The sequence below is a fragment of the Bacteroides galacturonicus genome, from assembly GCF_003096855.1.
GTDB classification, from domain to species: Bacteria; Bacillota; Clostridia; order Lachnospirales; family Lachnospiraceae; genus Lachnospira; species Lachnospira rogosae.
In genome coordinates, this window is the sequence record NZ_QEOA01000004.1 from 133,826 (window position 1) to 153,376 (window position 19,551).

Here is a 19,551-nt window from a genome sequence, read left to right on the forward strand (position 1 = left end):
TCTGTATGAATTGCCTTTTTTATTATAATTAATGTGAATGTCTGTTAATATATTCTGTCTTGTATTTAGAGTAAACAATCTTCTGGCTGTTATAAAGACTGTAGTAGCCAGAGAGCATATAACTTATTGCTACGCATATAATTACGAATTTCATTGAACCAGCACCAAACATTTCAATTGATAATATGAAAGAAGTGAGTGGGCAGTTAGTTACGCCACAGAATACGCTTACCATACCGCACGCGGCACATAAGCCGATTGGAAGTCCGAATACAGGAGCCAAAAAGCTTCCAAGAGTTGCACCGACAAAAAGTGTAGGGACAATCTCACCGCCTTTAAATCCACCACCTAATGTAATGGCTGTAAACAGCATTTTTAAAATAAAGACATACCACGAACAGCTTGTTATAAAGCTTGCCGCAATCATAGGAGCACCAGCACCAAGATAATCAGTAGTACCGGTTATATATCTTAAAATAATAACAAGCACACCAGCTATTATAATACGGATATATGGGTTGCTTAAGTATTCAGAATATATTTTGGCTGATGAATGAAGCATATAACAGAATACAATGCTTGCGAGGGCAAATATTACTGACATTATCATAAATCTTATTCCGGTAGATATGCTTAGTTCACATATTTCGCTTATTATAAACATAGTTGGTGTTATATTGAATAACCCAGCTACGCCGGAAGCAATAAGTGCGGATATAATACAGGGAACAAGTGCGGCGTAATACATAACCCCCACACTTATAACCTCCATAGAAAATATGGCTGCGGCTATAGGAGTTCCGAAAAGAGCAGAGAAACAGGCACTCATTCCGCACATAATCATAATTCTTGTATCTTTGTCGTCAAAATGTAATATTTTGGCGATAAAATTGCTTAAGGAGCCGCCAACCTGCAGGGCTGCACCTTCTCGTCCTGCTGAACCACCGCAAAGATGTGTAAGCAGTGTTGATATTATAATAAGAGGAGCAACACGGACAGGAACTTCTGCATTGGACTGGATTGCTGTTATTACAAGATTAGTTCCTGTATTCTTGTCTTCGTGCGTAAAATGGTACATAAGAACGATTATTATACCGGCAGCAGGAAGAAAGAATAAAGTGTAAGGGTGTTGGATCCGAAAGCTTGTTACATATTGTAAAGCTTTATAAAATAATGCTCCGATAAGTCCTATAAAGCTTCCTGTAAATAAAGAGCAGAGAAGCCATTTGATAAGTGTTAAGGCTGCCATTCTTGCTCTTTGAAGTGTTTCAAGAGTAATATCAGGACTTATATCTAATATATCAGAGAGTTTTTTCATCAGGTTATCCTCTTTTCTTAGAGTGTTCACGTTAGTCGAACTTCTTTTTACTCATATTGCTGTTGTGATATTCAGGGTTATTAGTTACATCTTCTGTAAAAAACTCTGGCATAATGTAATTGTCAGCTTCTTCTATAGTGTTAAATTCAACTTCTGCAATAACAGTGCCGTTGAATGCTCCTTCAAATATGTCAAGTTCAATAGTGTATCCGTTACCATCTGGAATTTCATAACGCTTTTTGGTTATTATATTACCGTCAGCTTTTTTAATCAAATGTTCATACGAGTCTTTGGTGAGTGGAAGATTGTATTCTTCACGTGCTATCATACCACTGCCTTTGTAAGTAAGATAATAATCATCATTATCACGTCTTACCCTGACTACAGGTTTAGTTGAAAGATAACCCTGTTCAATATATCTGCAATTATAATTGTCCAGATTATCTGGCAATTGTGCAACTAAGAATTTACGTTCTATTTCCATAGTGTGTCTCCGTTTTCTGAATTTCATTGATAATATTTATATGTATCTATAAATACATATAAAAAAGACTGTCACCTAAGTGACAGTCGCAATATCCACTATCGAATATTAATTATTTAGCTGAGTTAACAGTATCCTTTAAAGCCTTACCAGCCTTAAACTTAGGTGCCTTAGAAGCAGGAATTTCAATAGCCTTACCTGTCTGAGGATTCTGACCTGTTCTAGCAGCTCTTTCAGCAACTTCGAAAGTACCGAAACCAACTAACTGAATCTTGTCACCATTCTTTAACTGTTCAGCAACAGTTTCTGTGAAAGCCTTTAAAGCCTTCTCAGCATCCTTCTTTGAAAGTTCAGCCTTCTCTGCGATTGCAGCAACTAACTCTGTCTTATTCATAATAAACTACATCCTCCTTAAATGAAATAAGTAATAATAAGTATAGGTTATTTATACTCCATATAGGTAATTTTGTCAATAAAAAACGCTTAAGAATTGCCTTATTTCGGCATTTTTCGCTGTTTTTGGTATTGGAATTATAATGTTAATTCCCCCCATTTATCATATAGCTCATCAAGCTCTTTGCTAAGAGCTTCCTTCCTGGTGTGTATTTCCATAAGTTTGGCAGTATCACTGCTTATGGCAGGGTCGGCGTACATATTATCAAGTTCCTCAATCTCAGCCTCAATTAAAGCCATGCGTTCTTCAGTACGCTTGATTTCGTTTTTAATCTTCTTTTGCTGTGCCTGCTTTACCTTTTCTTCCTGCCAGTTAAGCTTTGAAATGGCTGAACTGCTGGATTTAGAAGTGTTATTGGTTATTGGTTTTGCTCCTAGTATATCCTTTTTTTCAAGATAATAGTCATAATTACCAATATAATTAACAACCGTTTTATTGGCAAGCTCAATAATTCTTGTTGCAGTAGAATTAATAAAGTATCTGTCGTGTGATACGAACAGGACAGTACCTGTGTAACTATTAAGTGCATTTTCAAGAATTTCCTTTGAAGTGATATCAAGGTGGTTAGTAGGCTCATCTAATATAAGGAAGTTGGCATTAGAGAGCATAAGTTTGGCTAATGATACACGTCCGCGCTCGCCACCGCTTAAGTCTTTTATATACTTAAATACATCTTCATTGGTGAATAAAAATGCTGCAAGGGTATTTCTTATCTGTGTATTATTAAGGTCTGGATAAGCATCCCTGATTTCATCAAAAATGGTCTTGTCAGGGTCAAGAACGTGGTGTTCCTGATCATAATAACCAATATTTACTTTAGCACCAAGATATATCGAGCCTGAATCGGCAGGTATAATTCCATTAATTAATTTTAATATTGTTGTCTTGCCTGTTCCGTTACTTCCGATAAGTGCTACGCGTTCACCACGTTTAATCTGGAAGCATATGTTATCAAAAAGAACAGTTCCGTCAAAACCTTTAGTAAGGTTGTCTACAGTAAGGACATCATTACCGCTTATTACATTAGGTTCAAGCTTAATATCCATTTTGTCGTTTAAAATTTCAGGCTTATCGACAAATTCCATCTTGTTAAGCATTTTTTCACGGCTTTCAGCTCTTTTAATAGATTTCTCACGGTTGAACTGCTTAAGCTTTGTTATAACCTCCTCCTGATGTTTGATTTCACGCTGCTGGTTAAGATATTCCTTTAGCTGCATATTGCGCAGGATAGCTTTCTTTGAAGCGTAATCAGTATAGTTGCCTGAGAATACAGTTGCATTGCCATTGTCTAACTCGATAATCTTGCTTACTATCTTGTCAAGGAAATATCTGTCGTGGGCAACTATAAGTACAGCACCACTGTAGTTAAGCAGATAGTTCTCCAGCCAGCTTATAGACTCCATATCAAGGTGGTTGGTAGGCTCGTCAAGAAGTATAATATCAGGCTTTGATAATAAAAGCCTGCCAAGTGCAACCCGTGTCTTTTGTCCGCCTGATAAAGTATTAACATTAAGTGTGAAATCTTCTTCTGCAAAGCCAAGGCCTTTAAGAACACCAGTTATCTCGCTTTTGTAAGCGTAACCGTTGTTTAATTCAAACTCGTGGTTAAGGTCTGAATATTTCTTCATAAGTGTTTCAAGAGCTGTATCATCTGCTGATTTCATCTGGTTCTCAATACTTCTTAGCTGTGCTTCCATATCAAGGATATATTGCTTCACAGATAAAAGCTCATCATAAATTGTGTTGTCTGAATTAAGATTTTGCTGCTGTGAAAGATAACCTAAAGTCTTGTCCTTAGCTAACGTTACAAGTCCTGTGTCAGCAGGTTCAATTCCGGTTATAATCTTTAAAAGAGTAGACTTTCCAGCACCGTTGATACCAACGATAGCTGCTTTTTCGTGGTCTTCAATATTAAAAGAACAGGATTTGATAATAACATCTGTTCCAAAAGATTTACTTATATTATTACAGGAAAGAATCATAATAACAGTGTTCCTTTCTTTAAATTAATTAGTTGAATTATACTTGCTTTAAGAATAAATTGCAATTTTTTTGACTTATTTCTTCCTATAATGTATTATTAAAAAGTTAGACTAAGATAAGTGTATTAAATTTAAGAAATGAGGAAATGAATGAAATTTGACGAGTTAAACATTGATGAAAGAATATTAAGAGCTATTGAGGATATGGGATTTGAGGAAACTTCACCTATACAGACACAGGCAATTCCAGCTGTATGTGAAGGTATTGATGTTGTCGGACAGGCACAGACAGGTACTGGTAAGACAGCAGCATACACAATTCCTATGCTTATGAAGATAGACCCACAGATAAAAAAGCCTCAGGCAATCGTACTCTGCCCTACAAGAGAGCTTGCTGTACAGGTGGCTGAGGAGATAAGAAAACTTGCCAAATATATGAGTGATATTAAAGTTCTTCCAGTATATGGAGGACAGGAGATAGTAAGACAGATAAAGTCATTAAAGACGGGCGTACAGATTATTGTTGGAACTCCTGGAAGAGTTATGGACCATATGAGAAGAAAGACTGTTAAGTTTGATAATATTAATATGGTTATTCTTGATGAAGCTGATGAAATGCTTGATATGGGATTCAGGGAAGATATGGAAACAATTCTTACAGAAACGCCAGAAGACAGACAGACAGTAATGTTCTCAGCTACTATGCCAAAGGCTATTATGGATATTGCAAGAAATTTCCAGAAAGATGCCAGGATTATAAAGGTAGTAAGAAAAGAACTTACAGTATCTAATATAGAACAGTTCTATTATGAGGTAAGACCTAAGAATAAGACAGAAGTATTGTGCAGGCTTATTGATATATACAATCCAAGACTTTCAGTAGTGTTCTGTAACACTAAAAGACAGGTTGATGAGCTTATATCAGAGCTTAAGGGCAGAGGTTATTTTGCTGATGGAATACATGGTGATATGAAACAGCAGCAGCGTGACAGAGTAATGGATGACTTTAGAAGCGGCAAGGTAGACATACTTATAGCAACTGATGTAGCAGCAAGAGGAATTGATGTTGATGATGTAGATATGGTATTTAACTATGACATTCCTCAGGATGAGGAATATTATGTTCATAGAATTGGAAGAACAGGGCGTGCAGGAAGATCTGGAATGGCACTTTCATTTATAAGTGGCAAGGAAGTGTATAAGTTAAAGGATATCGAGCGTTACTGTAAGACTAAGATACTTGCAAAGCCTGTTCCATCATTGGATGATGTTAAGAACACCAAGCTTGATAATATGTTTGATAAAATCAGACAGACAATCGAAGAGGGTGGACTTACAGATATGGTTAATCTTGTTGAAGAACACGTTAATCAGGAAGAATATACATCTATGGATATGGCAGCAGCACTTTTAAAAATGCTTATAGGTGATACCCTTGACAGAGAAGATGAAGTAGAAGAATTCCATTTTGATACAGATAAAGATGATTCAAGAATGGTAAGACTCTTTATTAATATTGGAAAAAAGGATAAAATAAAGCCAGCTAATATTCTTGGAGCTATTGCAGGTGAATCTGGTATGCCTGGCAAGCTTGTAGGCGCGATAGATATGATGGACAACTATACATTTGTTGATGTACCAGCTATACACGCAGAGAAAATTCTTAAGGCAATGAATGATAACGTGCAGATTAAGGGACGCCGTGTTAATGTTGAGAAGGCTAACCAGTCAAGAGGCAAGGGCAGAGGAAAAGGCAAGCATAAGGACAAAGCAAGAAAGAATAAATAAATGAAAAAACAGGTGACATTAAGCAGTATAAACAGGGCAGAAGTATTAAGGTACTTAGGATACAAGGGAATAGGGGCAGATGAGACAATAAACAGCCTTATAGATGAATGTGAGGCAGAGGTCTTAAAAGCGGCAGTTCCAAGATATGTATACAGGGTAGTGGATGTGACACAGGTCGATGAGGGCGTAAGGCTTGAAGGGACTTCTGTTACATTAAAAGGAAACTCAATTAAAGAACATCTTAAAGGCTGTAATAAAGCGGCACTTATAGCAGTGACAATCTCTGATGGAATAGACAGGATGTTAAGGGTGATGCAGGCCTCAGACCTTGCCAAGGCTGTAATATCAGACAGTATGGCAAGTGCAGCAATTGAACAGGTATGCGATAAGGTTGAGGCTGTTATTAAAGAGGAACTTCCAGAGTATAACCAGACATTCAGGTTTGGAATAGGATATGGTGATCTGCCTTTGTCACAGCAGGGCGAATTCTTAAAAATACTAAATGCACCTAAGCTTATAGGGCTTAATATAGGAAAGACTGATATGATGACACCAACCAAGTCTGTAACAGCAGTTATTGGGCTTACAACCGGAGAGGTCAGTTCAAAGAAAAAAGGCTGTATGTCGTGTAACCTTAAAGGTACATGCAGATTCAGGGAAGCAGGAGGACATTGTAATGAATAAATTAAAAGAACTTTTACAAAAGGATTATGTGATTCTTGATGGTGGAATGGGTACTATGCTTCAGGCGGCAGGAATGAAGATGGGTGAAACACCAGAGATGCTTAATATTACAGAACCGGAACTTCTCATTTCCATACACGAGCAGTATCTAAAGGCAGGTGCAGACATAATATATGCCAATACATTTGGTGGCAACAGATATAAGCTTGAAGAATGTGGGCATTCAGTTGATGAACTTGTAACAGCGGGAATTAAAAATGCAAAGAAGGCGTGTGCCAATGTGAATCCACGAGCACTTGTAGCACTTGATGTAGGACCTATAGGACAGCTTCTAGAGCCAACAGGTACATTAAGCTTTGAGGAAGCTTATGAGATGTATGCTGAGATAGTCAAGGCTGGTGAGGCGGCAGGTGCAGATCTTGTTGTATTTGAGACAATGACAGATCTGTTAGATGTGAAAGCGGCAGTGCTTGCAGCAAAGGAGAATAGCCAGCTTCCAATAATGACGACTATGACATTTGAAGAAAATATGCGTACATTTACAGGATGTCAGATATCTTCATTTGCACTTACAATATCAGGACTTGGAGTTGATGCCTTAGGTGTCAACTGTTCACTTGGACCTAAGGAACTTGAGCCGGTTATTAAGGAACTTACAGGCTGGACTAATCTTCCGGTTATAGTAAAGCCTAATGCAGGACTTCCCGACCCTGTTACTAATGAATATAATGTGACAGCAGAGCAGTTTGCTGAATTTATGAAGGATTTAAGAAAGTATGGCATTAAAATATTCGGTGGTTGTTGTGGAACAACTCCTGAATTCATAAAGTGCTTATCAGATATGTTACATAAAGAAGGCAATTTAGCAAAAGAGCCAGTGAAAATGCCATCGGCTGTATGCTCAGCTACAAGCACAGTTATAGTTGACCAGCCAAGAGTTGTAGGAGAGAGAATTAACCCAACAGGTAAAAAGGTATTTAAGCAGGCACTCTTAGATAATGATATGGATTATATACTTGGACAGGCATTAGAACAGACAGGTGCGGGTGCTGATATTCTTGATGTCAATGTAGGACTTCCGGGAATTGATGAAAGACAGATGATGGTTGATACTGTGAAAGCACTTCAGTCAGTTGTGGATGTGCCTCTCCAGCTTGACTCAACTATACCTGAGGTTCTTGATGCTGCATTAAGAGTATATAATGGTAAGCCGATTGTCAATTCAGTTAATGGAGAAGAAGACTCTCTTAATAACATTCTGCCAATAGTTAAAAAATATGGTGCGGCAGTAATTGGCCTTGCTCTTGATAAAGATGGTATTCCTAAGAAAGCAGAAGACAGAGTTGCCATAGCAAGAAAGATTATGGACAGGGCAATAGCTATAGGAATTCCTAAAGAGGATATATATATAGACTGTCTTACACTTACAGCCTCAGCCGAACAGGAGGGGGTAATGGAAACGCTTAATGCACTTTATGAGGTTAAGCATACTCTTGGCTTAAGGACGGTGCTTGGTGTATCGAATATATCTTTCGGACTTCCTAACAGAGTGCTTGTCAATCACATTTTCTTAACAATGGCTATGCAGAATGGTCTTGATCTTGCGATTATTAACCCTAACATATATGAGATGATGGGGGCAGTAAGGGCATATAAGCTTCTTGCCAATATAGATAAGAATTCTGTTGATTATATTAAGGCTTATGCTTCAATGCCTAATATAAGCAAGATTAATCCAATGAATACAGCGGCAAATGCAGTACAGGGTGGTCAGACAGCACAGGCAGGTGGAAGTGTTAATCTTAAGGATAAGAAGGGCAGTTATACCTGTGATGACTTATTCTATGCAGTAGAGAAAGGTCTAAAAAATGAAGGTGCAGCAATAACAGAAGAACTTCTTGCAGGTATGGATTCTATGGACATTGTTAATAATGCCTTGATTCCTGCACTTGATAAGATAGGTGAGGAGTTCGAGAAGGGAACATTATTCCTGCCACAGCTTATAATGGCGGCTGGCGTTGCACAGGGAGCGTTTGAGGTTATAAGAAAACATATGATTATGAGCAATAATGCACCTGTAAGCAAGGGAAAGATTGTTATTGCGACGGTTAAGGGAGATGTCCACGATATTGGAAAGAATATCGTAAAGGTACTTCTTGAGAATTATGGTTATGAGGTTATTGATCTTGGAAAGGATGTTGAATATCAGGTTGTTGTAGATGCGATTAAAGAAAATGGTGCGAAGCTTTGTGGTCTGTCAGCACTTATGACAACAACACTTGTTTCAATGAAAAAGACAATAGAACTTATACATAAGAACAATCTTGATTGTAAGGTTATGGTAGGAGGAGCAGTGCTTACTCCTGAATATGCTAAGGAAATACATGCGGATTTCTATTCAAAGGATGCAAAGGAGTCTGTGGATATTGCTAAGAGAGTGCTTGGATAGAGTACATTTCTTTACTTTTTAGCAAAATAGTTATATAATTAACATTAATTTTGAAGGCTGATGGGAAGCTGGTAATTACAGGTTTCCCATCTCCTTTTCGTAGCAGTATTGCACAGGAATGGAGAATGTTATGGAAGAGAATAAGAAGATTTCATCGGCTGTTATAAGAAGATTGCCAAGATATTACAGATATCTGGGCGAACTTATAGAAAGTGGTGTTCAGAGGATTTCATCTAAAGATTTAAGTGTGAGAATGAAAGTTACAGCATCACAGATAAGACAGGACCTCAATAATTTCGGAGGTTTTGGACAGCAGGGATATGGATATAATGTGAAGTATCTTTATGATGAGATAGGCAAGATACTTGGAATAGACAGGAAGCATAATATGATAATAATAGGTGCTGGTAACCTTGGACGTGCTATTGTTAATTATACAGACTTTGAGAAGCGTGGTTTTGTTATATGCGGCGTATTTGATAACAATCCAGAGCTTAAAGGTGAAAGCATTCACGGAATAGATATAATGATGATGGATCAACTTGCCGATTTTATACATAAGAACGATATAGAGATAGTTGCACTGACAATACCAAAGCAGGCGGCTAAGGAAATCGGAAAGCAGGTTGCAGATGCAGGAATTAAGGCTATATGGAATTTCGCACATACAGATCTTAATCTGCCAGATGACGTAATAGTTGAGAATGTACATTTATCAGAAAGCCTTATGAGACTTTCTTACACAATTGCCAATAAGCACTCATAAAGATATTAAATCCAAAGGGGGAATTGATGGTGTCTAAGATAACTTATGAATTGTTAAAGAATAGTGATGTATTTAAGAATATTCCGATTCTTACGCTTGATGAGCGATGGTATCACCTTATTAACGAGAAGAATAAGACAGATGAGATTGCGTATTGGGAGAAACAGGTTAATGAACTGCTTAAGAAGCAGGGAAGAATTAATAATGACATTAAAGACATCAAGAAGCTTAAAAAGCAGCTTATCAATGATGTTGTTGAGAATATGGAAGATGATGATTCAAGCAGGCAGAAGCAGAAGCGTATGAGCCAGAACCAAAGACTTATACAGGAGTCTAATGACAAGATAGCTTCGCTTGAAGATGAACTCTTAGAAGTACCAAGAGAATTGGCAAGGGCTAACGAGAAGCTTCTTACAGAGACACTTAAAGCCTGCTATGACAGAATGAATGCCAATACAGAGGATATAGAGGTACTTGATAAGTGGATTAATGCTACAAGAGTCAAGCTTAAGAAGAATATTCTTATAAAACAGGATAAAGAAACTGTTAATAATAATATGTATTCTCTTATACACGATATTATCGGACCTGAGAATTGTAGTGCAGTTGACAGAATTAATGAAGGCAATGTAGGAGATAAGCAGGAATGAGATATGTATTAGATGCGGCTTCTATGAAGAATGTGGATTCTTATTCAATTAATACTCTTGGTATACCATCAGTTGTGCTTATGGAAAGAGCCGCACTCTCAGTGACAGAAGCTATTGAAAGCAAGGTTAAAGGAAATATACATACAGACATTATATGCGTATGTGGACGTGGCAATAATGGGGCAGATGGACTTGCGGTGGCAAGACAGCTTTATCTTAAGGGCTACAATGTGGATGTGTATATAATTAACTCACACGCTTCTACCAAAGAATTCGATATACAATTGAACATAATAAAGAATCTGGGCATAGAATGTATTAATAGCCCGGATTTTTCTAAATATGGGGTTATTGTAGATGCCTTATTTGGCAATGGCTTATCAAGAGAACTGGCAGGAGAGGCCAGAATAGTAGTAGATACAATTAATAAATGCAGTACATCAGTGCGTTCACAGTATACACAGAATAGCGACAATAATGGAAACAGGCTTGTTGTGGCTGTTGACATACCATCAGGTATAAGTGCATCGACAGGTGTGGTTATGGGATCTGCGGTTAATGCTGATATAACAGTTACCTTCGGATTTGAAAAAATCGGACATATATTATATCCAGCAGCTTCATATTGTGGGAAGATTATAAGAAAAGATATAGGTTTTGCACAATATCCGGATATGACAAGGGATATTTTCACATATGATTATAGTGATATATCTGATATGCTTCCGCTAAGAAAGCCTGATGGCAATAAAGGAACATTTGGAAAGGCACTTGTAATAGCTGGTTCAAGGCTTTATGGAGGTGCAGCAGTATTAAGTTCAAGAGCGGCGGCACGTATAGGTTCAGGGCTTGTAAGAACCCTTACGCATATAAGCAACCGTACAGCAGTTATAACGGGCAATATGGAATGTATTGTTGATACATATGATACTGATGAGGAATGTGGCGATTTTGTTAAGAATACAGAGACATTAGTGGATAAATGTATCTGCTGGGCAGATGTTGTGTGCATAGGTCCGGGGCTGTCTATGGAAGAAAGTGCAGTAAAGCTTGTAAGAAGTGTGTCAGCAAAGAAGAATATTAAAAAGCTGTATGATGCAGATGCCCTTAATATAATCGCCCAATATAAAATTGAACTTGATGGCAGTAATGATGATGTAGACTATGAAGCTGGCGGCAATAGTTGTAATGCTTCATATAAAGATGATATGTCAGATAAGAATGTTGTCGTTACACCACACATAGGAGAAATGTCACGTCTTACAGGACTTGATATTGCGGTGATAAAGAATAATCCTATAGATACAGCAAGAACATATTCAAGAGAACATAATTGCGTATGTGTATTAAAAGATGCAAGAACTATTGTTTCTGATGGAGAAAGAGTGTATATTAATATGTCAGGCAATGATGGAATGGCAACAGGAGGTTCGGGAGATGTGCTTTCAGGCATAATAACAGGACTTATGGCACAGGGACTTACTACTTTTGAAGCTTCAGCACTTGGCGTATATATACACGGCTGTGCAGGAGATGAAGCTGCCTTAAGTAATGGTAAGTATTCTATGGTTGCGGGCGATATTATTGACAATATAAAAAATGTGCTTATAAAAGCAAGAGGTGAATAATGAGTAAGTATTACAGAGTATATGCAGATGTAGATCTGGATGCAATCAGGGCTAATTGTATTGAGCTTATGAGCAAGACAGAACCTTCAACAAAGGCACTTGCAGTTGTTAAAGCAGATGGCTATGGACACGGAGATGTGGCTGTATCCAAGGCAGTAAGAGATTTAGTATATGGATATGCAGTTGCTACGCTGGATGAAGCTGTTAATTTAAGAGAAAATGGAATTAATAAGCCAATACTTATATTAGGCTATGTTGAGCCTGAGGAATATGAGGCATTGGTTAAGAATGAAATAGATGCAACAGTATTTGACTATGAGACAGCCAAGGCACTTAATGATGTTGCCTTAAGGCTTGGAAAGGTAGCTTTCTGCCATATCAAGGTTGATACCGGAATGAGAAGAATAGGTCTTGAGCCAGATGAAAGTGGTGTTGAGATAGTTAAAAAGATAAAGAATTTAAAGGCACTCAATGCAAGAGGCCTGTTTACACATCTTGCAACTGCTGATGAGAAGGATAAGACCGCTGCATTAAGACAGATTGCAAAGTATGATGCTTTTGATGATGCGTTGAAGAAAGAAGGTATATCATTTGAGATAAAGCATGTATCCAACAGTGCAGCTATTATAGATATGCCACAGGCTAATCATGGAATGGTGCGACTTGGAATTGCTTTATATGGTATGTATCCATCAGATGAAGTGGATAAGTCAGCAGTAGCACTGAAACCAGCACTACAGCTCAAAAGCCATGTAGCTATGGTAAAGACAGTTCCAGCAGGAGAAAAGATAGGTTACGGCGGAACATTTGAAACTAAGAGAGAAACAGTGCTTGCAACTGTAACAGTGGGATATGGCGATGGATATCCAAGGTCATTATCATCAAAGGGATATGTGCTTATTAATGGTAAGAAAGCTCCTATAACAGGAAGGGTATGTATGGACCAGATGATGGTAGATGTTACAGATATAGGTCCTGTAAATCGTGGTGATGTTGTAACATTAGTAGGAAAAGACAAGGATGCAGAGATTACAGTTGAAGAGATTGCTGCTTTAGCAGGAACATTTAATTATGAATTTGTGTGTGACCTTGGCAAGAGAATTCCAAGAAATTATTATCTTAATGGACAATATATTGGAAGTCATGATTATTTTCATGAGAACTGGAAGTTAATAACAGATTAAGAAGTAGTGTAATATACAGCATTTTCATAAAATTATTAAATAACAAACCTGCAAAATAATTGAATACACGTCCGAAACCTTGGCAATACTTTGAGTATAAACAATTAAGTAAATGCTTTGGGAGTGTGATATAAGTGGTAATTAAACGTGGGGATATATTTTATGCAGATTTAAGACCTGTGGTAGGTTCTGAACAGGGAGGTATAAGACCTGTTCTTATAATTCAGAATGATACAGGCAACAGGCATAGTCCGACAGTTATATGTGCAGCTATAACATCCAAGATGAATAAAGCTAAGCTGCCAACGCACGTTGAGATTGATGCGTGTCATTACGATATCGTAAAAGATTCAGTTATATTGCTGGAACAGTTAAGAACAATAGACAAGAAAAGACTCAAAGATAAAGTATGTCATCTTGATAATGAGATAATTAATCAGGTTGACAAGGCATTGAGGGTTAGTCTTGAGATGAACCTGAAACAAGATTGACGATATAATAGAATATATGGTATTCTATAGGGAATAATTATATAATAATATAATTATCTAAATAACGAAAGGAAATGGATATAACTATGAATGATGGTCATCCCGCGGATGGGAACCAAGGATTGTTTTCTGGCTTATTTAAGAAGCTTACTAAAGGAAAACGCGACGAAGATGTAACAGAAGAGATTATGGATATGGTTAATGAAAGCCATGAACAGGGAGTTATAGCTGAGAATGAAGCTGAGATGATTGGCAATATATTTGAATTTGCCGAGAAGCAGGCATCAGATGTTATGACCCACAGGAAGAACATAGTAGCACTTGATGCCTCACTTACAGTTAAAGAGGCATTTGATATAGTGATGGAAGAAAGCTACTCAAGATATCCTGTATATGATGATGATATTGATAACATAATTGGCATATTACATATCAGAGATCTTCTGAAGGTATACGTTAAAGGCAGTGATAAGGATAAGAAGCTTTATCAGGTTAAAAATCAGGTTATGTTTGACCCATTCTGTATTCCAGAGACAAGAAGCATAAGTGTATTGTTTAAGGAAATGCAGTCAAAGAAGAATCATTTTGCTGTTGTTGTTGATGAGTATGGACAGACAACAGGAATTATTACAATGGAAGATATACTTGAAGAGATAGTAGGTAATATTTTTGATGAATATGACGAGGAAGAGGAGCAGATAAGACAGCTTTCTGATGGAAGTTACGAGATGGACGGCCAGACACCTCTTGAAGATATTGAAGAGAAGCTTGATATTAAGTTTGACTGTGAAGATATTGATACTATCAATGGATATCTTATATATAAGCTTGGTAAGATTCCTGATGAGAATGAAGAGTTTGAAACAGAGTGTGGGGGATATATATTCCGCATATTATCTGTTGGCAATAAGATGATTCAGAAGGTGCTTGTGAGTAAAGCTGATAAGAAGGATAAGGGTAATGAAGCCGGATAAGATTAATAAGCTTATAAAAAGGCTGGCGGCAGTATCTTTGTGGCTGATAATATGGCAGATTGCCAGTGTGATGACAGGACTTGAGCTTTTGCTTGCAAGTCCTGTTACTGTATTAAGGACACTGGCGGGTATGCTTGTTACAAGGCAGTTCTATGGGATACTGTATTTAAGTGTTATGCATATTATGTCGGGTATGCTTGCTGGCTGTCTGATTGGAATATGTGCAGGAATATTGTCTGCACGGTTTGATTTTTTAAAGGAGTGGCTCGGCATTGCCGTACAGTTAATGAAATCACTTCCGGTTGCGGCATTTATAATACTTGTGCTTATGTGGTGGGGTTCTAAAAATGTTACATTTATTATCAGTGCAATGGTTGTAATACCAATGATTACGACAGGTGTAAAAGAAGGCATTGATAATACAGATAACAAGCAGATAGAACTTGCCAGAGTATATGATATGACTGCATTTAACACATTCAGATATGTATATCTTACAGGTGTATATCCGTATATTACAGCACAGTTAAAGGTGGCAGCCGGAATGTGCTTTAAAGCTGGAATATCGGCAGAGATAATAGGGCTTGTGACAGGGACAATCGGTACGCAGATGTACTATGCCAAAATGTATCTGTTATCTGCTGAGTTATTCTCGTGGAGCATAGTTGTAATTGTGGTGAGCCTTGTTATAGAAAAATGTATAATATGGCTTGCGAAGATGCTATATAAGTGCATACAGCATATATAAAATTATTAAATTGGTAAAAATATGAAAACATTAAAATTATCAGATATATCAAAGAAGTACAATGACATCACAGTCCTTGCTAATGCTAATGCAGAATTTACTTCATCTAAGATAATCTGTATCAGGGGACAATCAGGAGCTGGAAAGACTACACTCCTTAATATTATAATGGGAGTTGTTAAAGCGGATAAAGGCATAGTGGAATTCGTTAATGATAATGGACAAAGTGTTAAGCCAGGGTTTTCAGCAGTATTTCAGGATTGCAGGCTTATAGAACACCTGTCACCAGTGATTAATGTAAAAATGGTGCTAAAGAAGAATAAGAAGAATTCTGTGGGAGATGTGGCTTTTGCTGTAAAGAGTGAGCTTTTAAAGCTTCTTGACAAAGAGGCACTAGATAAGCCTTGTAGTGAATTAAGCGGTGGCATGAAGAGGCGTGTTGAGATTGTAAGGGCAGTGATGGCTGAATCGGATATAGTTATTATGGACGAGCCATTTGCAGGTCTTGATGAAGTTACCAAAGATAATGTTATTAATTATATAATTAATAATATCAATAATCGTATTGTGATAATATCCACACACGATGAGGAAGATGTAAAAAAATTAAGAGCTAATGTGCTTTTTGTTGACAATAAAGCTGGCAGTTGCTACAATAATGTGTGATTTTAGATGACTGTCATATATTGGCAGTATGGAGGAAAGAGATATGAGAAGAGCAGTATTTTCAATTCTAGTAGACAATTCATCAGGTGTTCTTAGCCGTGTAGCAGGCTTATTCAGTCGAAGAGGCTATAATATTGACAGTCTTACAGTTGGTGAGACACTTGACCCTAAGCTTTCAAGAATGACAATAACAGTAACAGGTGATGATGATATTCTTGAGCAGATTGAAAAGCAGCTTGCTAAGCTTATTGATGTAAAGGAAATCGTAGAACTTCCTCATGATGAATCTGTATGCAGGGAACTTGTTCTTATCAAGGTATTATGTACAAGAGAGGAAAGACAGCAGATAACAACTATGGCAGATATATACAGGGCTAATATAGTAGATGTTGCTAAGAATTCTCTTATTATTTCGCTTACAGGAAGCCAGAGCAAGATAGATTCATTTATCGCATTACTTGATGGTTTTAAAATTACAGAACTCGCAAGAACTGGAATAACTGGACTTGCTCGTGGTGCTGCAAATTTAAAATAAATTATTTATTACATTCGGAGGTATTTGTAAGATGGCAGAGGCTAAGATTTATTATCAGTCAGATTGTAATTTATCATTACTTGATGGAAAGACAATCGCAATCATCGGTTACGGCAGCCAGGGACATGCACATGCATTAAACTTAAAGGATTCAGGATGCCACGTAATTATCGGTCTTTATGAAGGATCAAAGTCATGGAAGAGAGCTGAAGAGCAGGGCTTTGAAGTATTCACAGCAGCAGAGGCAGCTAAGAAAGCTGATATTATTATGATTCTTATCAACGATGAGAAGCAGGCTAAATTATATAAGGAAGATATTGAACCAAACCTTGAACCAGGCAATATGCTTATGTTTGCTCACGGTTTCAATATTCACTTCGGTTTAATTAAGGCTCCTAAGGGCGTTGATGTTACTATGATCGCTCCTAAGGCACCTGGACATACAGTACGTTCTGAATATCAGGCTGGTAAGGGAACTCCTTGTCTTGTAGCTGTAGAACAGGATGAGACAGGTAAGGCTCTTGATATGGCACTTGCTTATGGTCTTGGTATTGGTGGAGCAAGAGCAGGTCTTCTTGAGACAACATTCAGAACAGAGACAGAAACAGACCTCTTTGGTGAGCAGGCAGTTCTTTGTGGTGGTGTATGTGCACTTATGCAGGCTGGTTTTGAAACACTTTGCGAAGCTGGTTATGATCCACGTAACGCATACTTTGAATGTATCCATGAGATGAAGCTTATCGTAGATCTTATCTACCAGTCAGGCTTTGCAGGTATGAGATATTCTATCTCTAACACAGCTGAATATGGTGATTACATAACAGGTCCTAAGATCATCACAGAGGATACAAAGAAGGCTATGAAGAAGATTCTTTCAGATATCCAGGATGGTACATTTGCTAAGGAATTCTTACTTGATATGAGTGAAGCTGGCGGACAGGTTCACTTCAAGGCTATGAGAAAGCTTGCATCAGAGCATCCATCAGAGCAGGTTGGTGCAGAGATAAGAAAGCTTTATAGCTGGAACAACGAATCAGACAAGCTTATCAACAACTAATAATTATAAGCAGAATATAACCCCTCCTTACTGTATTGGTAAGGAGGGGTATTTTTATGTAATAGGGAATTCTGATGGCTTACTGCTTATTCTCGAATTCGTCCTTGTTCGCATCATATTTTTTCTTATATAAATTCCTGGTTCTATATGCCTGGGCTATAATAACAACTCCGATTATAATAATAGCAATTATTGTAATTGCTGATTGTTTGATATCAGGCTTGGTGTTTGCGGCATTATCGGCAGTATCTTCTTGGTCAATGCCGAATTCAACATCTATAGGTTCGTCCGTCTTGGTAGCAGCCTGTTCTTTGTAAGGTGTAACATTTTCCATCATATTATTAGTTGTATCCAAGCCGACAAAAGTTCTGTAAAGTCCGAATGAACGTGTATCGAATTGTCCATTAAAGGTTATTGCATAACCGCTGTCAAGCATATTAAATGAATAAGATATCTGTGATACATGTTTTTTGAAAGCGTCCTGTAATACCTGTACAGAAGTGCGGCTGCCAAGCTTATCAAGCGGTGTATCTACATCAAGAGTTATTGTATTATCACCATAAAGATGATAATAGGCCTTTGGAACGTCCCATAAGCCATACTTGGAAGCAGAATCAGGATACATATCAGCGTTATTGGAAGCTTCTAATGCTTCCTGTATTGCGGCGGCATATATACGGTGTCCGCCGTGTCCATATTCACCATTGAAATCCTGTGATACACATACTAAAGGCTTGAACTTTCTTATACATTCTGTTGAATATGAGATAATATCATCATATACATACTGTGATTTGGCTTTTTCAAGGCTTAAGGAGTATAAGTCCTCAAATGTTCCTTTAACAGGATAATTCTTAATTCCACATTCCCACAGACCATCAAGTTCCTCGTGCTGTCTTACAGGTTCAGTGAGAAAGAAATCGCACATATAGGCAATCTGTACATTAAGATTTTGCTCACCGCCATAGTTAGTAAGAACTCCACCTAAGAATAATATCTCATCATCAGCGTGTGTTGAGAATACAAGAATATCTGTCATTCCATACAGAGGTGCTTCCCATCTTTGCACATTGTCAGGAAGATTTCCCCTGGAATATGCGTATATGTCTGATATCTGCATACCCTCTGGTACATTTATTGTAATATCACGGCTTCCGTCTTTGATATCCATATAATCGTGAAGAAATCCATTTTCTCCACACTTAACAGTCTGGCTGTTATAAGTAATCGTATAATTAGTGACTTCACTGCTCCATATGATGTAAAGCCCATAAATGTTCTCATCTGCTTTGACATTTACTGTGGCATTAGGGACGAGATTAATAGTTGTGTCATATGAGCCGTCTGTTAAATTCTTAGTGTAATCAGATACACTGCCATTATTATTAACGGATACGGTTATGCCTATATTATGTGCTGTATCATTGTCAGTTGTGGCAGAATTTCCAGATGTGATGTCCGGTGCATTTGCAATATTAGCAGTACTGCTGTCTGCCGCATAGGAAATGGTGTGTGAAGACAACACTATTCCGATGGCGGAAAATGCAATGACAGCAGATTTAAGTAGCAGTTTCATTATTAATCTCCAATCTGTATATATTTAATGTTTATATTGTTTTTACCATATGGTAAAATAACATATTATGCACATACTTTCAAGAAAAGATGCAAAATGGCACGTTTAAATAGATAC

General features: G+C 37.5%; 18 protein-coding genes. 13 read left to right on the forward strand and 5 right to left on the reverse strand.

From position 1 onward, the window contains the following. Nucleotides 1-28: 28 nt before the first annotated feature. The 4 genes from C7390_RS05615 to abc-f form a co-directional block, all read right to left on the reverse strand. Nucleotides 29-1,318, reverse strand: coding sequence for a chloride channel protein (locus tag C7390_RS05615; protein WP_172677767.1), 1,290 nt, complete (start codon nucleotides 1,316-1,318; stop codon nucleotides 29-31). A 31-nt stretch (nucleotides 1,319-1,349) separates the two neighbouring features. Then, on the reverse strand, nucleotides 1,350-1,802 hold the full coding sequence (locus tag C7390_RS05620; RefSeq protein ID WP_022502639.1) for a CYTH domain-containing protein: 453 nt from the start codon (nucleotides 1,800-1,802) through the stop codon (nucleotides 1,350-1,352). A gap of 112 nt (nucleotides 1,803-1,914) precedes the next feature. Beyond that, complete coding sequence (locus tag C7390_RS05625; protein WP_022502640.1) at nucleotides 1,915-2,196, reverse strand: HU family DNA-binding protein; 282 nt, start codon at nucleotides 2,194-2,196, stop codon at nucleotides 1,915-1,917. Between the two features lie 137 nt (nucleotides 2,197-2,333). After that, nucleotides 2,334-4,238, reverse strand: a complete 1,905-nt coding sequence (gene abc-f / locus C7390_RS05630; RefSeq protein ID WP_055174108.1) for a ribosomal protection-like ABC-F family protein — start codon at nucleotides 4,236-4,238, stop codon at nucleotides 2,334-2,336. Between the two features lie 150 nt (nucleotides 4,239-4,388). On the opposite strand from abc-f, the gene C7390_RS05635 reads away from it, so the two are divergent. From C7390_RS05635 to ilvC, 13 genes are all read left to right on the forward strand, one after another. Beyond that, nucleotides 4,389-6,026, forward strand: coding sequence for a DEAD/DEAH box helicase (locus tag C7390_RS05635; RefSeq protein WP_022502642.1), 1,638 nt, complete (start codon nucleotides 4,389-4,391; stop codon nucleotides 6,024-6,026). Beyond that, nucleotides 6,027-6,710, forward strand: a complete 684-nt coding sequence (locus C7390_RS05640; RefSeq protein WP_116443757.1) for a methionine synthase — start codon at nucleotides 6,027-6,029, stop codon at nucleotides 6,708-6,710. It abuts the gene before it with no gap. Continuing rightward, nucleotides 6,703-9,159, forward strand: a complete 2,457-nt coding sequence (locus tag C7390_RS05645; protein ID WP_022502644.1) for a homocysteine S-methyltransferase family protein — start codon at nucleotides 6,703-6,705, stop codon at nucleotides 9,157-9,159. Before C7390_RS05640 ends, C7390_RS05645 begins: the two co-directional genes overlap by 8 nt. Before the next feature lie 130 nt (nucleotides 9,160-9,289). Continuing rightward, on the forward strand, nucleotides 9,290-9,925 hold the full coding sequence (locus C7390_RS05650; protein WP_022502645.1) for a redox-sensing transcriptional repressor Rex: 636 nt from the start codon (nucleotides 9,290-9,292) through the stop codon (nucleotides 9,923-9,925). A 26-nt stretch (nucleotides 9,926-9,951) separates the two neighbouring features. Then, nucleotides 9,952-10,575 (forward strand): hypothetical protein, encoded by a 624-nt coding sequence (locus tag C7390_RS05655; protein WP_022502646.1) that lies wholly within the window; start codon nucleotides 9,952-9,954, stop codon nucleotides 10,573-10,575. Next, on the forward strand, nucleotides 10,572-12,203 hold the full coding sequence (locus tag C7390_RS05660; RefSeq protein ID WP_116443758.1) for an NAD(P)H-hydrate dehydratase: 1,632 nt from the start codon (nucleotides 10,572-10,574) through the stop codon (nucleotides 12,201-12,203). The genes C7390_RS05655 and C7390_RS05660 overlap by 4 nt, the downstream gene beginning before the upstream one ends. Beyond that, on the forward strand, nucleotides 12,203-13,387 hold the full coding sequence (gene alr / locus C7390_RS05665) for an alanine racemase (RefSeq protein ID WP_022502648.1): 1,185 nt from the start codon (nucleotides 12,203-12,205) through the stop codon (nucleotides 13,385-13,387). Before C7390_RS05660 ends, alr begins: the two co-directional genes overlap by 1 nt. Nucleotides 13,388-13,521: 134 nt before the next feature. Further along, the gene (locus tag C7390_RS05670) at nucleotides 13,522-13,878 is read left to right on the forward strand and encodes a type II toxin-antitoxin system PemK/MazF family toxin (protein WP_022502649.1); all 357 of its coding nucleotides are present in this window, start codon (nucleotides 13,522-13,524) and stop codon (nucleotides 13,876-13,878) included. 86 nt (nucleotides 13,879-13,964) lie between these two features. Further along, nucleotides 13,965-14,852: a hemolysin family protein gene (locus tag C7390_RS05675; protein WP_022502650.1), complete on the forward strand. Its 888-nt coding sequence runs from the start codon at nucleotides 13,965-13,967 to the stop codon at nucleotides 14,850-14,852. Next, nucleotides 14,839-15,600 (forward strand): ABC transporter permease, encoded by a 762-nt coding sequence (locus C7390_RS05680; RefSeq protein ID WP_022502651.1) that lies wholly within the window; start codon nucleotides 14,839-14,841, stop codon nucleotides 15,598-15,600. Before C7390_RS05675 ends, C7390_RS05680 begins: the two co-directional genes overlap by 14 nt. Nucleotides 15,601-15,621: 21 nt before the next feature. Beyond that, nucleotides 15,622-16,266 carry an ATP-binding cassette domain-containing protein gene (locus tag C7390_RS05685; protein WP_055174113.1) on the forward strand — a complete coding sequence of 215 codons (645 nt, stop codon included), beginning with the start codon at nucleotides 15,622-15,624 and terminating at the stop codon, nucleotides 16,264-16,266. 43 nt (nucleotides 16,267-16,309) lie between these two features. Continuing rightward, nucleotides 16,310-16,801, forward strand: coding sequence for an acetolactate synthase small subunit (ilvN, locus tag C7390_RS05690; RefSeq protein WP_022502653.1), 492 nt, complete (start codon nucleotides 16,310-16,312; stop codon nucleotides 16,799-16,801). A 31-nt stretch (nucleotides 16,802-16,832) separates the two neighbouring features. Continuing rightward, the gene (gene ilvC, locus C7390_RS05695) at nucleotides 16,833-17,858 is read left to right on the forward strand and encodes a ketol-acid reductoisomerase (protein ID WP_055174115.1); all 1,026 of its coding nucleotides are present in this window, start codon (nucleotides 16,833-16,835) and stop codon (nucleotides 17,856-17,858) included. 79 nt (nucleotides 17,859-17,937) lie between these two features. Here ilvC and C7390_RS05700 read toward each other — a convergent pair whose 3' ends face one another. Next, nucleotides 17,938-19,434: a PIG-L family deacetylase gene (locus C7390_RS05700; RefSeq protein WP_116443759.1), complete on the reverse strand. Its 1,497-nt coding sequence runs from the start codon at nucleotides 19,432-19,434 to the stop codon at nucleotides 17,938-17,940. Nucleotides 19,435-19,551: the final 117 nt, after the last annotated feature.

Bases quoted from the DNA above. Each gene is read 5' to 3' on its own strand.
- C7390_RS05615 (WP_172677767.1), bottom strand. From the start codon at position 1,318: ATGAAAAAACTCTCTGATATATTAGATATAAGTCCTGATATTACTCTT.
- C7390_RS05620 (WP_022502639.1), bottom strand. From the start codon at position 1,802: ATGGAAATAGAACGTAAATTCTTAGTTGCACAATTGCCAGATAATCTG.
- C7390_RS05625 (WP_022502640.1), bottom strand. From the start codon at position 2,196: ATGAATAAGACAGAGTTAGTTGCTGCAATCGCAGAGAAGGCTGAACTT.
- abc-f (WP_055174108.1), bottom strand. From the start codon at position 4,238: ATGATTCTTTCCTGTAATAATATAAGTAAATCTTTTGGAACAGATGTT.
- C7390_RS05635 (WP_022502642.1), top strand. From the start codon at position 4,389: ATGAAATTTGACGAGTTAAACATTGATGAAAGAATATTAAGAGCTATT.
- C7390_RS05640 (WP_116443757.1), top strand. From the start codon at position 6,027: ATGAAAAAACAGGTGACATTAAGCAGTATAAACAGGGCAGAAGTATTA.
- C7390_RS05645 (WP_022502644.1), top strand. From the start codon at position 6,703: ATGAATAAATTAAAAGAACTTTTACAAAAGGATTATGTGATTCTTGAT.
- C7390_RS05650 (WP_022502645.1), top strand. From the start codon at position 9,290: ATGGAAGAGAATAAGAAGATTTCATCGGCTGTTATAAGAAGATTGCCA.
- C7390_RS05655 (WP_022502646.1), top strand. From the start codon at position 9,952: ATGGTGTCTAAGATAACTTATGAATTGTTAAAGAATAGTGATGTATTT.
- C7390_RS05660 (WP_116443758.1), top strand. From the start codon at position 10,572: ATGAGATATGTATTAGATGCGGCTTCTATGAAGAATGTGGATTCTTAT.
- alr (WP_022502648.1), top strand. From the start codon at position 12,203: ATGAGTAAGTATTACAGAGTATATGCAGATGTAGATCTGGATGCAATC.
- C7390_RS05675 (WP_022502650.1), top strand. From the start codon at position 13,965: ATGAATGATGGTCATCCCGCGGATGGGAACCAAGGATTGTTTTCTGGC.
- C7390_RS05680 (WP_022502651.1), top strand. From the start codon at position 14,839: ATGAAGCCGGATAAGATTAATAAGCTTATAAAAAGGCTGGCGGCAGTA.
- C7390_RS05685 (WP_055174113.1), top strand. From the start codon at position 15,622: ATGAAAACATTAAAATTATCAGATATATCAAAGAAGTACAATGACATC.
- ilvN (WP_022502653.1), top strand. From the start codon at position 16,310: ATGAGAAGAGCAGTATTTTCAATTCTAGTAGACAATTCATCAGGTGTT.
- ilvC (WP_055174115.1), top strand. From the start codon at position 16,833: ATGGCAGAGGCTAAGATTTATTATCAGTCAGATTGTAATTTATCATTA.
- C7390_RS05700 (WP_116443759.1), bottom strand. From the start codon at position 19,434: ATGAAACTGCTACTTAAATCTGCTGTCATTGCATTTTCCGCCATCGGA.